The organism is Halococcus sediminicola (assembly GCF_000755245.1).
Classification (GTDB): domain Archaea; phylum Halobacteriota; class Halobacteria; order Halobacteriales; family Halococcaceae; genus Halococcus; species Halococcus sediminicola.
Genome location: NZ_BBMP01000023.1, coordinates 171,870 through 185,428, shown reverse-complemented (window position 1 = coordinate 185,428; position 13,559 = coordinate 171,870). Strand labels below are relative to the sequence as shown.

The following is a 13,559-nucleotide window of genomic DNA, read 5'->3' as shown; positions in this document are numbered from 1 at the left end:
AGTGCAATGTGCGCCAATGACCTCAACGAGCTGTTCGAGGAGAGCCTGAAATACGTCTACTACGCCGAACAGCAACTCGTGGACGCGACCGAAGAACTAGCTGAAACGACCACCAATGACCAGATCGCCGAGGCGTTCGCCGAACACCACGACGAGACCCAAGAACACGTCGAACGCCTCGAAGAGGTCTTCGAGGAGATCGGGGTCTCGCCGGAGGGTGAGACGGACAAGGCCGTCGATGGCATGATCGAAAACCACGAGCACTTCGTGAGTCAGGACCCCGACGACCACGTTCTCGACCGATACAACATCACCGCAGGACAGATGTCAGAACACTACGAAATCGCCGCCTACGGCAACCTGATTCCGCTGGCCGACCAGCTCGACATCGATGTCGCCGATACCCTCGAAGCGAACCTCCGCGAGGAACAGGACGCGCTCGACGAACTCTCGGAGATCGGTGAGGAGTTCGACTACGGCCAGATTGAATAGAACCTCGCTTTGAGAATCCATTGACGACTGACAGCCGAAACCCACTCATTTCCATGTCCCCATTCATTCACCTGATAGCCGACTACGGAACGGGCGATCCCTCTTTCTCGGAAGTCATCCAGCGACTCAAATCTGAGGACCCCGCTATCGATGTCAGCGACCCACGACTGAAGTCGTGGGCTTGTCCGTGGACTCCTGGTCTGCCGACACGTCGTCGTGGGCGGTGTAATCGCCACTCCCGTTCAGCGTCCCGGACTTCAGGGCAAGCTGACCGTTGCCCAACCCATCGGGACGTTTGCCCGATGGTAAAGTTACAAGTCGCATACCGATGTTCTTCGCCGCGTTGTAGTCGCCGTCGTACTCGGTCCCACACTCGTTGCACGAGAACCAGCCGGTCGAACTGTCGCGGTTCGTGCTCGACTGGTGGCCGCACCGCGAGCACGTCTGACTCGTAAACGCCGGGTTCACGTCCTCGACGCGAATCCCGTGCTCGGCGGCCTTGTACGCGAGCATTTCTCGCAACTCGCGGAACGCCCAGTTGTGCATCTGACGCTTGATGCAGTCGTTTCCGTTGTCCAGCCGGTCGCGGATGTTCGTGAGCCGTTCGACGGCGATGAACGCACAATTGTAGTTGCGGGCCTCGTCCACGAGTCGCCGAGAAAGAGTGTGCAGACGGTCCAAGACGAAGCGGTTTTCTCGTCCCGACACTTGCTGGAGTGTCTGCTTGGCGGAGCGAGTGTCTTTGTCTTGGAGGCTTCGGCGCACGCGGAAGTGGTGGTTCTGGCCCCACAACAGCCGACCACCATCGTAAAACGTTCCTGTACTCGTGACGGCGACGTTTTTGAGGTTCAAATCCACGCCGAGAACGCGGACGCCCTCGCGTTGTTCGACCTCCTTCATCACGACGATGTGGAGGTAGAAGGCGTCTTCGTCCTCGCGGTAGTGCAACGTTCCCATCCGGCGCTCGTACTCGTCGTCGTCCAAATACGACCGCTGATAGTCGCCGATAACGTACTCGACTTCGACGCGCCCGTTGACGGTCGAAAGCGTGGCGCTTCGGTCGTAGATGGTCAGCGTACGTTTGTCGTACACGGCGGACGGTTCGTTGAAGCGAGGCAACGGTCGGCTGTTGCCCTTTTTCCAGTCGGCGACCGTCGATTTCATCGCTTCGACCGCTTTCGAGTACGCCCGAACGCATAGGTTCGACGGTAGGTCCGTTTGGTCTCGAAGGTCGTAGTACACGCGGTCGTGTATCTTCGACTTGTTCAGGATGAGGTAGCCGTCGTCGTTGCGTCCGTTCTGGATGGTGTAGTTGGCGGCGTCGTTGAACTGTTCGATAGTGGTATGGAGGTCGTCGCGCCGCTCGTCGGGTACATCGAGTTTGACGGGAACGGTGCGTTTCACCTCCATTCGCGTATTCACATACGAGGCGGTCCTTTATTGCGTTATCGGTTGGGGAGTCGGGCGGCAGGAACATCGAAACCGGCGTTTGTGGCCTTCCACGACACAGCTTACGCGATTCCTCCCACGAGTAAACTCGTGGGCATCCTCGCTGTTCTTGTGTGAATGCTTACTTCATCTTGATACCCTCGTATAGCGCAAGCAGAACGAATATATTTTGCAGCACGCTCTACTCTCTTGGAGAAGACAATGACAGCAGAATGTCCAGTTTGTGGCGAGCGGGTGGACGACACCGTCCCACCTGCTGACGTAGAGCACGACGGAGAGACCTACTACTTTGAATCAGCCATCTGTAAGGAGAAGTTCAAAGAAAATCCTAACGAATATCTCTGATACCTACGCACAGAGTCCCTAACGAAGGTGATCTCGCCCGACCGCACGATCTATAAATGGAAACACTCAGACACTGAAGGCATAAGATGAGCCTTGCCCTGTCGGACGCATGGAATGCCCACTACCGTGTCGCGGTGGTCCGCCTGTGCAACCCCGAGCACGGACGGGGAAGATCGTCGTTCATGATGAGGAGGTCACTGAAGGTCTTCGGAATGTTCTTGCTGTTGATGCTCCTGTAGTTTATCTTCGGTATCAAATATCCGCTCACAGATTGTACATTCATACTCGTCTTCACCACTCCACTCTCCTGATGACATGTCGGTTTAGTAGAGCCACATACTTGTTAGCGGTACGCTTGCATCTGCCTGTAATGTACCTACTCTACTCGCTCCCGACTTGCGTCGGTCGCTCATTCCTTGAGGACGGGGCTTTTGCCGTACCGCGATTGTGCCCGATCTCTATGCATGGACGCGGTGTCGAGACCTTCGACGCATCGGATAGAGGATAATGTTTCCTGAAAGTATGTCGGTGTTGACTCCCCAAATTCACGTTTGCATGCCTTCTGCACCGAGAAACCAGGCATGGAAAGAGAACAACAGTTGTCCGTGGTACATCGAGTATTGGCCGGGAGAGACTCTCTTATCGGGATCTGGTTCCAAACAGGTTGTGGATGGTATCAGCACTACTAATCGCAGGCGTCGTCGGAATCGGTTTGGGAATATTCCTCCAGAAAGGCCGATTCTGTTTCGTCCACGCCTTCCGTGACCTGTTTGCGTTCAAAGACACCAGAGTTACCAAGGGCGTTCTCGCCGCAACAATACTCACGATGGTGTTCTGGAGTATCGCTTACGAATTAGGATTCTATCAGAGCTTCTGGGTACCCGGATGGGGCTTTACCGGCTTAGTCGGCGGCTTCATATTCGGGGTTGGGATGACCTACGCCGGGGGCTGTGCCTCTGGAACGCTGTATCGTGCAGGGCAGGGATACCTCCACTTCTGGCTCACACTCGCGTTCATGGGAGTAGGGTATGCTGCATTTACCATCGCGTATCCAACGCTCGAAGCAGCGTACTTCGAACCGCTGACGATCGGCGAGGGGATGACACTGTTCAGAACGTCCCCCGTACCAGCACCTGTTCTTGCACTCGGTATTGCTGCTGTCGTCGTCGTCGTTGTCTATGCTCGACTCAATTATAGTGGAGGAGAAGGTGGCGAACCTGGGGCATCTGAAACAACGGCAGTCTACGCGTCTCTACTACCCCTTCCAGCCTCCTCGGGTAGTCTGCGAGCCTTTGCCCACGGTACCAGAGAATATTTCGAGGGTATGTGGGCCAAGATCTGTGATGACCCGATTGCAGCCTCAAAACAGCCGTGGGACCCACGTACTGCAGCCCTCGGTATCACAGCCGTTGCTCTCGTCTGGTTTTCCCAGGTCTCGGTCGTTGGCATTACTGGCCCTGAGTCCCGTTGGACGGGATATCTTCTGAATCAAGTCGGTGTCAATGCAGGCGAGTTCCAGTACTGGGGGTCGATTCTCTTCCAGGGACAAGGAATCGGTCTTACTACCGATATGGTCATGATCGGTATGGTCATCGTCGGTGCGTTCCTAGCCGCTGTTTGGAGCGGTGATTTTTCGATCCGTATTCCGAAACGACGTCGATTGCCGAACGCTATCGTCGGTGGCTTTCTCATGGGTGCAGGCTCGCGGCTTGCCCCAGGTTGCAACATCGGTAATATCTACACCGGTATTGCTGAACTATCGGTGCACTCGTTCATTGCTTCAGCCGGTATCATCGCCGGTGTGTATGTCATGACACACTGGCTGTATCGTGAAGTCGGCTGTGCGCTCTGATCGGTGTAGTATCACCCGCAAACATCACCCAAGACGCTCAAACCACCACAACACAACGATGCCAAACCTAGACGAATTCGTCGACATGCCGGATGAAGTCGACAACGACAGCGCAGCACAGCTCACGGATGAAGCGACACGCACTCAGGACATGGTAGGGGAAGTCTGTCCCTATCCCCAGATTGAGGCAAAGAAATCACTTCAGGATCTTGAATCGGGTGATCTGCTCGTTCAGGAGACGGACCACGTCCCTTCGACCGAAAACGTCCCGAAAGCTGTCGATGAGATGGCTGATGGGAAAGTCTGGCGGAGTGGCGATGGTACCTACAAGATCTTCCTTCGGAAACGCTAATCATGCCTACGGAAATCACACCGCAAGAATACAGACAGCGGCGACAGAACGGAAAGAACGTACAGCTCATCGATATTCGGGACACAGAGGCCTACGAAGAAGGTCATATCCCGGAAGCGGATAATATCCCACTCGAAGAACTCGGTGACCGAGCTGAAGAAAAAGAGTGGGTACGGAATGAGGGCGATGAAATAGTAGTCGCCTGCTACATTGGCGAAACATCAGTCCAAGCCGCCAGAATGCTCGAAGCCTACGAGGGGACCGGTAACGCGACTGTCTCGACGATGGTTGGTGGGTACGAAGACTGGTCGGGAGATCTGAAAACCGAAAAGTAGAGTACTGGATGCCATCTGGTTGGCAGCTCAGAGCACGTCACACTGAGGCAACATCTAAGCGACTTCGGATCAGTATGCCCGTCATGGCAGCAGTCTCCCGGATTAGGCTGTATCCGGTCAAATCGTTGTCTGGTGTCGATGTCGATAGCGTGCCCATCTCTGATTCAGGGCGGATGCGATACGACCGAGAGTATGCCCTATTCAGCGAGGATGGAGCATACGTGAACGGACGGCAAAACAAACTGGTTCACAAGATCAACACCACAGTCGACCTCTCGGCTAACTCGATCGAATTCGAAATCCACGATACGGAACGTACCTTCTCCTGCGAACTCGATCGAATTGACAACAGTCCGGAACTAGAGGAGTGGTTGACGAACTTCTTCGGCGAACCGATCACGGTCGAACAGGCCAAGCAATCGAACTTCACCGACAGTGCAGGAGGTATCGCCCCGATTCGAGTCACCGCCACGGGCCCTACTTTCGTCGGCGAGAAAACGTTGGCCGAAGTCGCATCGTGGTACGACGACCTTGATGCCGACGCGATTTTCAGGCGATTGCGGACCAACGTTGTAATCGGTGATGTAGAACCGTTCTGGGAAGACAAACTCTACTCGAACACGCCAGCCACACGTCGAAACCCCGGTACTGGAGTAGAGTTCACGGTGGGAAACGTCACTCATTACGGAATCATGTGCAAGCCGCGGTGTGTCGTTCCATCTCGTAATCCGGAGACTGGTGAGCGAAAAGCGAATTTCACGAAGAAATTCACGGAAAAGCGGAAGGAGCGATTTCCTGAATGGGCCGATGCGGAGACGCTGGGGACAAACATGGACCGTGACGGGGCGGAAGATTACTACTATCTGACGGTCGTAACGCGAATTCCGTCGCGTGAGTCCGGCAAGGAGATCGCCGTCGGTGACGAGATCTCTATTGAGGGGGAAGTTCCCCTCTTGCAGACACATTAGTCCCGACCTCTCTGCGTTTATCGTCTCGTCTAAATTGCGGTAATCGTGAGGGGTGCCCGGGTCAACCGCACAACCCACAGAGACATATTATCAATTGTTGACATTGGATTCCGTGGTAGGTACGGACCGTGTCTTCCATTTCCAATTCGTCAATGAGTGCAACGGCGAAATCTTCCATCGCGACGTAGCTTTCGCCTCACCGATGTCTGTTACAAATTGTGAGACGACGCTTATCAGAGAGATCAGGGTGCCTATCAGCTTACCCTCTCAGGGGCCGCTAGATGGATTTATCATGTATCGCCATCGATACACGAACATTTTCCAATCGACTTTCGCGTTCGGTGCAGCAATGTCTCCACATCCTTACAACCTACCTTTGTCAGTCCTACGTCACCGGAATTGCTGTCGCAGATGAAGATCGCACTCTGATTTGTGCGGGATCGGTGTCGTCGGGAGCAAAGTCTATGACGACCATTCTGCATCGAGCAGAGTCTGCTGGACGACTTCCTCACCGACGGCGTCAGCGAGTGCTTCGAAGCCGGCGCGCTCGCTGCGATCACTCGCGTTCGCTACTAATCGCGAGACGATGAATTCCGGCGTGGATCGACCAACGGTCTCGAATTGCGGTTGATAATCCACATCGAGCGTCAGATCATCGCGCAGGCCTCTAGCGAAAATACCGTCAGTGCGCGCCCGTTCGGGTAATGGTTCGAGGTCGTCTGCGAGGTGGGTTACGTAGACACCGATGGCTCCCGCGTCGACGGCGAGTCGCACTAATCCATACAGAAGATCGGCGGCACTCCCCGGCTCGGTGATGGCTTCGAACTCGTCGACAAGCATCAGCGTTCGGTTGCTTTCGGTCAGTGGCGGAACGATCGTCTGGAGTGTCGATTCGAGCACGCCCGCGTTGAAACTCGCGTGCCGACGATGGAACACGATGGCATCGACGCGACTCACCTCGGCCTCATCAGCGGGTACGGGCAGGCCCATGTGAGCAAGCACGACCACCTGACAGAGCGTCTCCAGGAGAGTGGTCTTCCCACCACTGTTCGCCCCTGTGAGCACCGTAACCTGATCCCCGGTTGGCACCTCGGCTGCACACTCGTGGTCGCCGACAGCGTATGTGACTGGCTGAACACCACTGTCAGCCGCGGCTACGAGCGACAGGTTGCGTGCGTTCACAGCCGCCACACAGCCTGATTCGACAAACGTAGGGCGAGCCAGATCGTAGGCGTGTACGAACCGAGCAAGCGAGAGCTGGAAGGCCGTCCCGCTCACCGTGGTCACAGCAGCTTCGATCTCATCGCGGCTGTCGTCGAGTGTAGCCTCCAGTTCGTTTGCGACCGCCTGCTCGCGAGTCTCGACTGCTTCACGGAGTGCCTCGAGTATATCGCGGAGGCCCTGCGTCACGAAGTCGGTGGCGTCGGCGGCTTCGGTTGGGGTTGCTTCTCGGACGCGCGGTGCTGGGAGTGGCGTCTCGTTCGCCACGTAGCTAATGAACGTCTCACGGAACTCTTCGGATGACCGAACGCCGTCGGATTGGATGGCTTCGATGACATCGATACCCTGCGCTTCGAGCTGTTCGACCGCTGCGAGCTGCTCGCGGGCCGTATCGAGTTCGTCGTCGACATCCTCGCGGACGGTGGGTTCACGTCCCTCAGTGTCGAGAGAGCCGAGTGCCTCGCGGGCATCTTCGAGCGCGTCTGGATCGATCGCGTCGATCGAGGCGAACACACCGGTTTTCACGCCGATGTCGTGGAGTGCGAGCACGGTCTCGACCGCGGCTCGGTCGCCACCACCTATCTCATCGAAGTGGGTGAAGACATCGAGAACCTCTTCACGGGTGGAATCGTCGAGATCGTTCCAGGTCTCTGTTGCGAGGGTCACCTCGTCGAGGCGCTCTTCCATGGCTTCGATCGACGTCAGTGGCGTCAGCACGCGGATTCGGTCGCCAGCGTGGGCGGTGACAGCGTACTCTTGTGCTCGTGCAAGGAGATCCTTGTAGACGGTGCGTGCATCCGGTGTCGTGAGAATGCCCATCCCCTGTTCGCCATGAGCGTGCCGGAGGATCCGGGTGGCTCGCCCGCGAGCGAGTTCAGCATCGACGAGGGTTCCGATCTCCATCGATTCAATCGCCTGAATTGCCCGCTCAGTACCGAGTTCGTTTTCAAGCCGGGTGGCTGTCTTCGGGCCGATTCCCCAGTAGTCTTGGAGGCGCATACTCGCCGTTCGACCGCGAGCCTCCAAATAGGTGAACCACTCACCGCAATAGCGCCGAAAAATCAGCCAGCTGGCAGGTGATGGACTTCACCAACCTTGGTGAGCCTCAGTTGCTGTCGACGTGTTGCTACCGGCCCGACCCGCGCTCGCTCTAGCGGCGGTTGCGGCCTCTCGAACGCGCTCGACGCGCTCGTCAGTTGGTGGGTGACTTGCAAACGCTCGCTCCATTCGTGTGCGTTCAGTGTGCTGGCGATTCGGGAGTAGCCACGAGAGCAGCCCCCGGCCTGGTTCGTTCGCGCGCTGGATCTTTTTGAGTGCCCGAGCCAGTGCGAGTGGATCATCGAGGACCGCCACGGCCCGGTCGTCAGCCGCATACTCCCGACGGCGAGCGTAGGCCTGGAGTGCCAGCGTCGGCATGACGACCAAACTCATCACCAGCCGGTGCAACCCGCTGCGGAGGCCACTGCCAACGCTGTCGGGGCCTCGCACTGGACGGCCCACGACCAGTGAGAGTCCCCAACAGGCTATCGAGACAGTCACTACGAACGGTACAACCACGACCAGCACGAGCGCCGTTACGGTCCGTAGCAGGCTCGTTGCGAGCGCCCGCAGGAGGCTATCGTAGCCTTCGAGATGGGCGAGTTCGTGCGCGAGCACTCCTTCGAGTTCCGCTGGCGTCAGCAAGCGGATAAGCGACTGATCAATTACAAGCGTTCCATTGCCGAGCGCGAACGCGTTGGGCTGGCCGAGACGCGCAACGTAGACTTCGGGCCGGTTGACATCCATCCGCCGCGTCAGGCGGTCGACACTCGCGTGAATGTTCGGTGCATGTGCGGTCGTGAGTGGGGCTACGTCGAGCCGTGAGAGGAAACGGTTGGTGTTCGCCCGATAGCTCAGGTAGCCGAATACCAGTGCGAGTCCGCCTGTGAAAACGAATACTGACGGGAGCGTTCCCTCGGCGAGAAGCGCACCGAGCAGTTGCGAGCCAACGAGAACCCCGATTCCAGCAATAGCAAGCAACCATGTTCCCAGCAGAACGGCAAGCCCGCGCGGGCGACGCGACGACACCGACATACTACTCGATAGGTGATGAGCACGCAAAACAGTTGTCGAAGCTCTTTCTGGAGGTCCCCCCCTGTGGCTCTCACTATCGTTACCAACCGTTACCAAGCGCTTGATTCGCTCGTTACGGTTGTGATAATACTGAACAGTCGTGGTTAGTGTTTTGACTTGAGTGTTGTCTAGACTGGCAATCAGCTTCACCACAACTGCCGAATCAGAGGTTTGCTAAAGCGAGTTTGAGTTGAGGCACTCGTGAATGGTCTTGGCTCCTGCCTTTTTCTCGCCGTCGGCTTCGGTCTCGCGCAGCACTTCAGCTGCCCGGGGTTCGTCCATTCCTTCGAACTCGTCACGTAGTTCGTCTATCGCATGCTCGTACAGTCGAATTTATGTGCTATTTGTTTCCAAGCTGAATACATGAATTGCTGCTCGATATCTCGCAGTATTCTACTGTTCGGCTTCCTCTTCGATGCGGACTTCCGGCTCGTCGGGTTCGGGCTGAGTCATTGGTGACGTACCGAGGTCGAGGTCTTTCAGTTCTTGGAGGTCACCCGATTCGGATGCCATCTCCAATTTGGATATTTCCTTGCCGTAGTGGAGGAACGTATCAACTGAAGCGACGACGATGCGGGCCTCCACAGTTAAGATCTCGATGCCGACGATCGACACTCTTGCCCAGATATCGATGACGATTCCCTTGTCGAGGATGCGGTCGAGCACTTCTGCCAGACTGTCGCTCGATGGTCGTGCGCTCATCGCAACTCCCTAACTCTGCCCACTACAATATCCTTTGGGCTGGCACGGGCAGGTACCGTGGTTTTGCGTCCGCTGGCGACACGCCTACTATCGGCATTAGCTGAAGGAAGGGGGAGGGGAGAGGTTCGTAGATTCTCGTCGTATCGGCTACCGTTGGCGATTTCGAGAGACTCTATCGCTCTGTGGGTGGACAACTCAAGAGATAAAACCTGGTAATCAGCGCCAATCGCTGTAGCAAATTAGAGGAAGTCGCTGACGCTGACTCCTTGGCCGGTACTTCCGTCTCCGCTGCTCTCGCCGCTCTCAGTAGGGGTGATTTCCTCATACGGCTGGATAATGACGAATCCGTCCTGACCGGCGAATTCGAGCTGGAAGGTCTCGCCCGACGAGCGTCCGATAAAGCTCTTGATATTGAGATCGTGTTTCGCGTTGGGCGAGACGTTCGCGCTCCAGGCCACGGTTGCATTGGGATCGGTTCGGACCGGTGTTGGGACCACGAGCGGTTTACCGTGGGTGGTGATGGCGATATGACCCGGTCCGCTGAGATGGACGTTGAATAGTCCTCCCGAGGACGTGCCCGCGATTGAGCTCATCATTTTGATGTCCCAGCCCACCGAATCCTCGAACGCGAGGACGTCATTGCCATTGACGCTGATCTCGTCGCTGGCATCGAGTTCGAGGATCTGGACTTCTTTGCCCGCATCGGCGAGGTAGAGGTGGCCGTTGCCTGACGCTTGCATCATCACGCCTCCCTCGCCGGTAACGCGCTTTTTGAGCATGCCTTTCAGGCCACCACCGGCGGATTTGCGCTCGAAAGCAATGTCGCCGGTGTAGCCGATCATTGAGCCTGCTTTGCCCATGATGTTTCCGTCCAGCGCGATGTCGAGCATCTTCGAGCTTTCGAGTTCGAACGTCTCTCCTGTCTCCCCTGGTTCGTGCGAGTCCACGAATTCGTCGAGATTCATTGGTGTATCTTCTCCTGAGCCACCCGAGGCGGCTCTATTGATAGAAAACACCGGTGTAGAAATGTATTCACCGCGTGAGACCGTTTCAGGCCCTGCTACGGTTTCGTCTACTGAGACGGTTCTGCTCGATACCTATAATCTGGTATCACCCGTCATACTCGTTGGCAACAGCTTCCTGTCAGTTGGACGAACAAGCGACAAACAGAACAGAGTGAACTCATGAAAATCGAAGAAGCCGTGAAGAAAATTATTCAAGTCGTTGCGGTGCTTGTCTGTGTGATGGCTCCCACGAGTAAACTCGTGGGGCTTCCTCCGTCCACGACAGGACTTAGACCCAATCGAGGGCAAAGCGGTCCCGGTCTCAAGAGGCGTTGTGTCGGTTCGGCTCCCCCGTTCCTACCGTGTCGAAGGAACGGCGCGGATCGGACAAGTACCTTACGCCACCGTATCCCACGAGTGAACTCGTGGGCTTTCGCGGCTGCTGAACATTTAGCTGTAAAAATTCTCACGCAGCGACCGCTTTTCAGCAGTTCGGCTATAATATTCACTGCAACTACGCGGCAGGCTCGATATCTACCACGTAGAAGCCTTCGTGGAGGTTTCTGGTGGTTCCGGAAGTTGTGTTTCACCCGACCGCGCCCACCCGAACAGTCAGTTGTTGTTCCACAGTCGAGAGAAGCGGTAGCGGATCTGCTCAGTCAGAACGATTTCGTTTCGGGGTGGATGATGTCCTACAACTACTGCGACGAAATCCTCAACGTCCGGCGAATTGAACGCTTCGCTCATCCGTCCGGATTCGAGTGGTGGCAGGTCCATATTCGCGGCTATGCCCATGTCGATGGTATCGAGTTGACGGCACACTTCGAACCCGAACCGAGGAGACACCCACGCGCGCACATCACCCTCTTCGGTCTCGATATCGACCGCGGCATGGAAACGTTGCTGGAACTCCTTGATCGTCACGAGATTGAATACGATTGACTCGACACTCCTGTCGAATCATGTTTCCACTCGTCGTTGCACTCTGCCTAATTGATATATGTATCTCCCGATGTGCTGTTCGTCTATTAGGTCACTGTTTCGACACTCATCGGCCGGAAACTGTACAGAACTTGTATTCCGAGTTGCCGTAACTCCTCGATACGGTCGGATGATTCGCCGTCAATTTGGTTTGTAGCAGTGTTGTCAGTGTGGACCGTGGTAAGTTGAACCAGATAGGAGCCACTAGCGTCTGGAAGGACGACCGTCCACTGGTGAGAGTGCCTCTGAGTGGTGATGCTAACGGCCACCGCTTGTCCGCCGAACTGGAGTGGGTCGGTTGTCTTTCCATTCGGTTGGTATCGTTCGAGCCTCTCGGTCTCTATTGGCTGGAGAGTTTGTCTGATCCGCAGAACGAGTGGGCGTGCGTCTTCTCCCTCTGTTGATGGGGCTAGTTCGACTGTCACGAGACTCGTATCGTTGATGATGGTCGTGACGTGCCAGGTCGTGGGTCGGTCAAACGTGAAAACGAATTTCCCATCCACGTTCCCGTAGGGCGTCGTATCCGGCCAGAGTTGGTGGTTGGTGGCACTCGCTGCTGTCCGTTCAGTATTCCTCTCGTGAGCAGGTCCCTCGATCGACGACTGTTCCGTGCTTGGCACTAGCGTGGCGGTTTGGCTCTCGGATCCCACACTGTCATCGGAAACGTCTCCTCTCTCGGGGACTGATTGCCTGCCGCCGTCAATCCTCGAACCCGCCTTCGCCGTTGCTTTCGCACCACCCTTGGCCGTTTCCATCCGTTCGGTCTTGTTTGTCATATGTTGACTCCAGAGCGCCTTCCATGCAATCGAGTGATTTAGCCCGGCCTCTCAGGAAGATCCGAGTGCGTTTCGAATCGTTCAGCCTCCATCCAATGGGTGTCATGTATCGTTTCGGCCCATTCGCGTACGTCTGGCGAGTCAGTGTCGATAAATGCCCGTAGCGCACCGGTGGTCTCACAGTAGCTCCTGATCCCGACTCGTTCATCGAAGATGACAATTCCATGTGAGATGTCAGTATGGACGCGGAAATCGAGACGGCCGCTCTCGATCATCTCCGCCATCCGTTCTGAATATGTTGATGAGAGGTGAGCGGCGATGGCCGGTGGGTAGACGAATTCCGCTTCCATCCCGTCACAAACCCGTCTGTGTACCGCATCGACGTGCTGTGGCGAGAGCATTGTTGTGTCGAATCCACGCAGAGTTCTCGTTTCCTCAATGAGCGAGCAGTACCGCTGTACTGGACGATAGGGGTTGCTTGGCTCGGCAGTCGTCACAATCGCGTCTTCGAATACCGCGATATCGAAGTCGGAATATCGGTCTTGGATGGTTTCTATGAGGGGAGTAAGCCGGTAGGCCGTCTCGACGCTTCGCGTGAATTCGGCGACCACGTCGGCGACGGCTTCGCCCAGTTTCGTGAGAACAAATATCCCGTTTGTTCTCTCGACGAGACCCATCTCGCCAAGTGTCCGTGTGAGCCGGTGGACTGTGGGTTTCGAGACGTCAAGACAGTCCTCTAAATCCCGACGGTCGAGCGGCTGTTCGCGTAGTGCAGCGAGTGCCGGTGCACGCCTGACGAGTGTGATGAGCGCAGGCGTGTCGAGCGGCGAATTCTCCTCACTAAGCCGATGAATCGCTCGTGTGGTGTCTTCGGGAGTATTCCGTGTTCTTTCGTTTGTTGATACTCCACCCGTTAGTGACGTTGCTTCGGTTGTTGCCATGTTATTGACTCACACTACTATCAGAAGAC

The 13,559-nt window shown here is 56.2% G+C and carries 14 protein-coding genes; 7 read left to right on the top strand and 7 right to left on the bottom strand.

All coding sequences use genetic code 11. The features are described 5' to 3' along the window. Positions 1 to 6 precede the first annotated feature (6 nt). Positions 7 to 492: a YciE/YciF ferroxidase family protein gene (locus ACP97_RS15100; protein ID WP_049998662.1), complete on the top strand. Its 486-nt coding sequence runs from the start codon at positions 7 to 9 to the stop codon at positions 490 to 492. 153 nt (positions 493 to 645) lie between these two features. Here ACP97_RS15100 and ACP97_RS20005 read toward each other — a convergent pair whose 3' ends face one another. Then, positions 646 to 1,902 (bottom strand): RNA-guided endonuclease InsQ/TnpB family protein, encoded by a 1,257-nt coding sequence (locus ACP97_RS20005; RefSeq protein WP_154020035.1) that lies wholly within the window; start codon positions 1,900 to 1,902, stop codon positions 646 to 648. 240 nt (positions 1,903 to 2,142) lie between these two features. Between ACP97_RS20005 and ACP97_RS19245 the strand changes: the two genes are divergently transcribed. From ACP97_RS19245 to ACP97_RS15075, 5 genes are all read left to right on the top strand, one after another. After that, positions 2,143 to 2,286: a YHS domain-containing protein gene (locus ACP97_RS19245; RefSeq protein WP_079977660.1), complete on the top strand. Its 144-nt coding sequence runs from the start codon at positions 2,143 to 2,145 to the stop codon at positions 2,284 to 2,286. A 670-nt stretch (positions 2,287 to 2,956) separates the two neighbouring features. Next, positions 2,957 to 4,138: a YeeE/YedE family protein gene (locus ACP97_RS15090; RefSeq protein ID WP_049998661.1), complete on the top strand. Its 1,182-nt coding sequence runs from the start codon at positions 2,957 to 2,959 to the stop codon at positions 4,136 to 4,138. Between the two features lie 58 nt (positions 4,139 to 4,196). After that, a complete protein-coding gene (locus ACP97_RS15085) occupies positions 4,197 to 4,490 on the top strand; it encodes a sulfurtransferase TusA family protein (protein WP_049998660.1) in 294 nt (97 codons plus the stop codon). Between the two features lie 2 nt (positions 4,491 to 4,492). After that, entirely contained in the window at positions 4,493 to 4,825 is a 333-nt protein-coding gene (locus tag ACP97_RS15080) for a rhodanese-like domain-containing protein (RefSeq protein WP_049998659.1), read from the top strand. Between the two features lie 83 nt (positions 4,826 to 4,908). Continuing rightward, a complete protein-coding gene (locus ACP97_RS15075; protein WP_049998658.1) occupies positions 4,909 to 5,793 on the top strand; it encodes an MOSC domain-containing protein in 885 nt (294 codons plus the stop codon). 462 nt (positions 5,794 to 6,255) lie between these two features. Here the strand turns inward: ACP97_RS15075 and ACP97_RS15070 are convergent, their stop codons facing one another. The 4 genes from ACP97_RS15070 to ACP97_RS15055 all read right to left on the bottom strand — a co-directional run bounded on the left by ACP97_RS15070 (position 6,256) and on the right by ACP97_RS15055 (position 10,793). Next, the gene (locus ACP97_RS15070; protein ID WP_049998657.1) at positions 6,256 to 8,013 is read right to left on the bottom strand and encodes a MutS-related protein; all 1,758 of its coding nucleotides are present in this window, start codon (positions 8,011 to 8,013) and stop codon (positions 6,256 to 6,258) included. Positions 8,014 to 8,100: 87 nt separating this feature from the next. Beyond that, positions 8,101 to 9,087 carry a M48 family metallopeptidase gene (locus ACP97_RS15065; RefSeq protein ID WP_079977659.1) on the bottom strand — a complete coding sequence of 329 codons (987 nt, stop codon included), beginning with the start codon at positions 9,085 to 9,087 and terminating at the stop codon, positions 8,101 to 8,103. A 432-nt stretch (positions 9,088 to 9,519) separates the two neighbouring features. Next, a complete protein-coding gene (gene gvpA / locus ACP97_RS15060; RefSeq protein WP_049998656.1) occupies positions 9,520 to 9,828 on the bottom strand; it encodes a gas vesicle protein GvpA in 309 nt (102 codons plus the stop codon). Positions 9,829 to 10,067: 239 nt separating this feature from the next. Further along, positions 10,068 to 10,793, bottom strand: coding sequence for an AIM24 family protein (locus tag ACP97_RS15055; RefSeq protein ID WP_049998655.1), 726 nt, complete (start codon positions 10,791 to 10,793; stop codon positions 10,068 to 10,070). A gap of 726 nt (positions 10,794 to 11,519) precedes the next feature. On the opposite strand from ACP97_RS15055, the gene ACP97_RS20895 reads away from it, so the two are divergent. After that, complete coding sequence (locus tag ACP97_RS20895) at positions 11,520 to 11,774, top strand: hypothetical protein (RefSeq protein ID WP_154020034.1); 255 nt, start codon at positions 11,520 to 11,522, stop codon at positions 11,772 to 11,774. 86 nt (positions 11,775 to 11,860) lie between these two features. On the opposite strand, the gene ACP97_RS15045 is transcribed toward ACP97_RS20895, so the two are convergent. Together ACP97_RS15045 and ACP97_RS15040 are read right to left on the bottom strand one after the other, a co-directional pair. Further along, positions 11,861 to 12,589: a hypothetical protein gene (locus ACP97_RS15045; RefSeq protein WP_049998653.1), complete on the bottom strand. Its 729-nt coding sequence runs from the start codon at positions 12,587 to 12,589 to the stop codon at positions 11,861 to 11,863. A 38-nt stretch (positions 12,590 to 12,627) separates the two neighbouring features. After that, entirely contained in the window at positions 12,628 to 13,530 is a 903-nt protein-coding gene (locus ACP97_RS15040) for a helix-turn-helix transcriptional regulator (RefSeq protein WP_154020033.1), read from the bottom strand. Positions 13,531 to 13,559 lie beyond the last annotated feature (29 nt).

What these genes read in the sequence shown, in the direction of transcription:
- ACP97_RS15100 (WP_049998662.1), top strand. Translation starts at nt 7, where the DNA reads ATGTGCGCCAATGACCTCAACGAGCTGTTCGAGGAGAGCCTGAAATAC.
- ACP97_RS20005 (WP_154020035.1), bottom strand. Translation starts at nt 1,902, where the DNA reads ATGGAGGTGAAACGCACCGTTCCCGTCAAACTCGATGTACCCGACGAG.
- ACP97_RS19245 (WP_079977660.1), top strand. Translation starts at nt 2,143, where the DNA reads ATGACAGCAGAATGTCCAGTTTGTGGCGAGCGGGTGGACGACACCGTC.
- ACP97_RS15090 (WP_049998661.1), top strand. Translation starts at nt 2,957, where the DNA reads ATGGTATCAGCACTACTAATCGCAGGCGTCGTCGGAATCGGTTTGGGA.
- ACP97_RS15085 (WP_049998660.1), top strand. Translation starts at nt 4,197, where the DNA reads ATGCCAAACCTAGACGAATTCGTCGACATGCCGGATGAAGTCGACAAC.
- ACP97_RS15080 (WP_049998659.1), top strand. Translation starts at nt 4,493, where the DNA reads ATGCCTACGGAAATCACACCGCAAGAATACAGACAGCGGCGACAGAAC.
- ACP97_RS15075 (WP_049998658.1), top strand. Translation starts at nt 4,909, where the DNA reads ATGGCAGCAGTCTCCCGGATTAGGCTGTATCCGGTCAAATCGTTGTCT.
- ACP97_RS15070 (WP_049998657.1), bottom strand. Translation starts at nt 8,013, where the DNA reads ATGCGCCTCCAAGACTACTGGGGAATCGGCCCGAAGACAGCCACCCGG.
- ACP97_RS15065 (WP_079977659.1), bottom strand. Translation starts at nt 9,087, where the DNA reads ATGTCGGTGTCGTCGCGTCGCCCGCGCGGGCTTGCCGTTCTGCTGGGA.
- gvpA (WP_049998656.1), bottom strand. Translation starts at nt 9,828, where the DNA reads ATGAGCGCACGACCATCGAGCGACAGTCTGGCAGAAGTGCTCGACCGC.
- ACP97_RS15055 (WP_049998655.1), bottom strand. Translation starts at nt 10,793, where the DNA reads ATGAATCTCGACGAATTCGTGGACTCGCACGAACCAGGGGAGACAGGA.
- ACP97_RS20895 (WP_154020034.1), top strand. Translation starts at nt 11,520, where the DNA reads ATGTCCTACAACTACTGCGACGAAATCCTCAACGTCCGGCGAATTGAA.
- ACP97_RS15045 (WP_049998653.1), bottom strand. Translation starts at nt 12,589, where the DNA reads ATGACAAACAAGACCGAACGGATGGAAACGGCCAAGGGTGGTGCGAAA.
- ACP97_RS15040 (WP_154020033.1), bottom strand. Translation starts at nt 13,530, where the DNA reads ATGGCAACAACCGAAGCAACGTCACTAACGGGTGGAGTATCAACAAAC.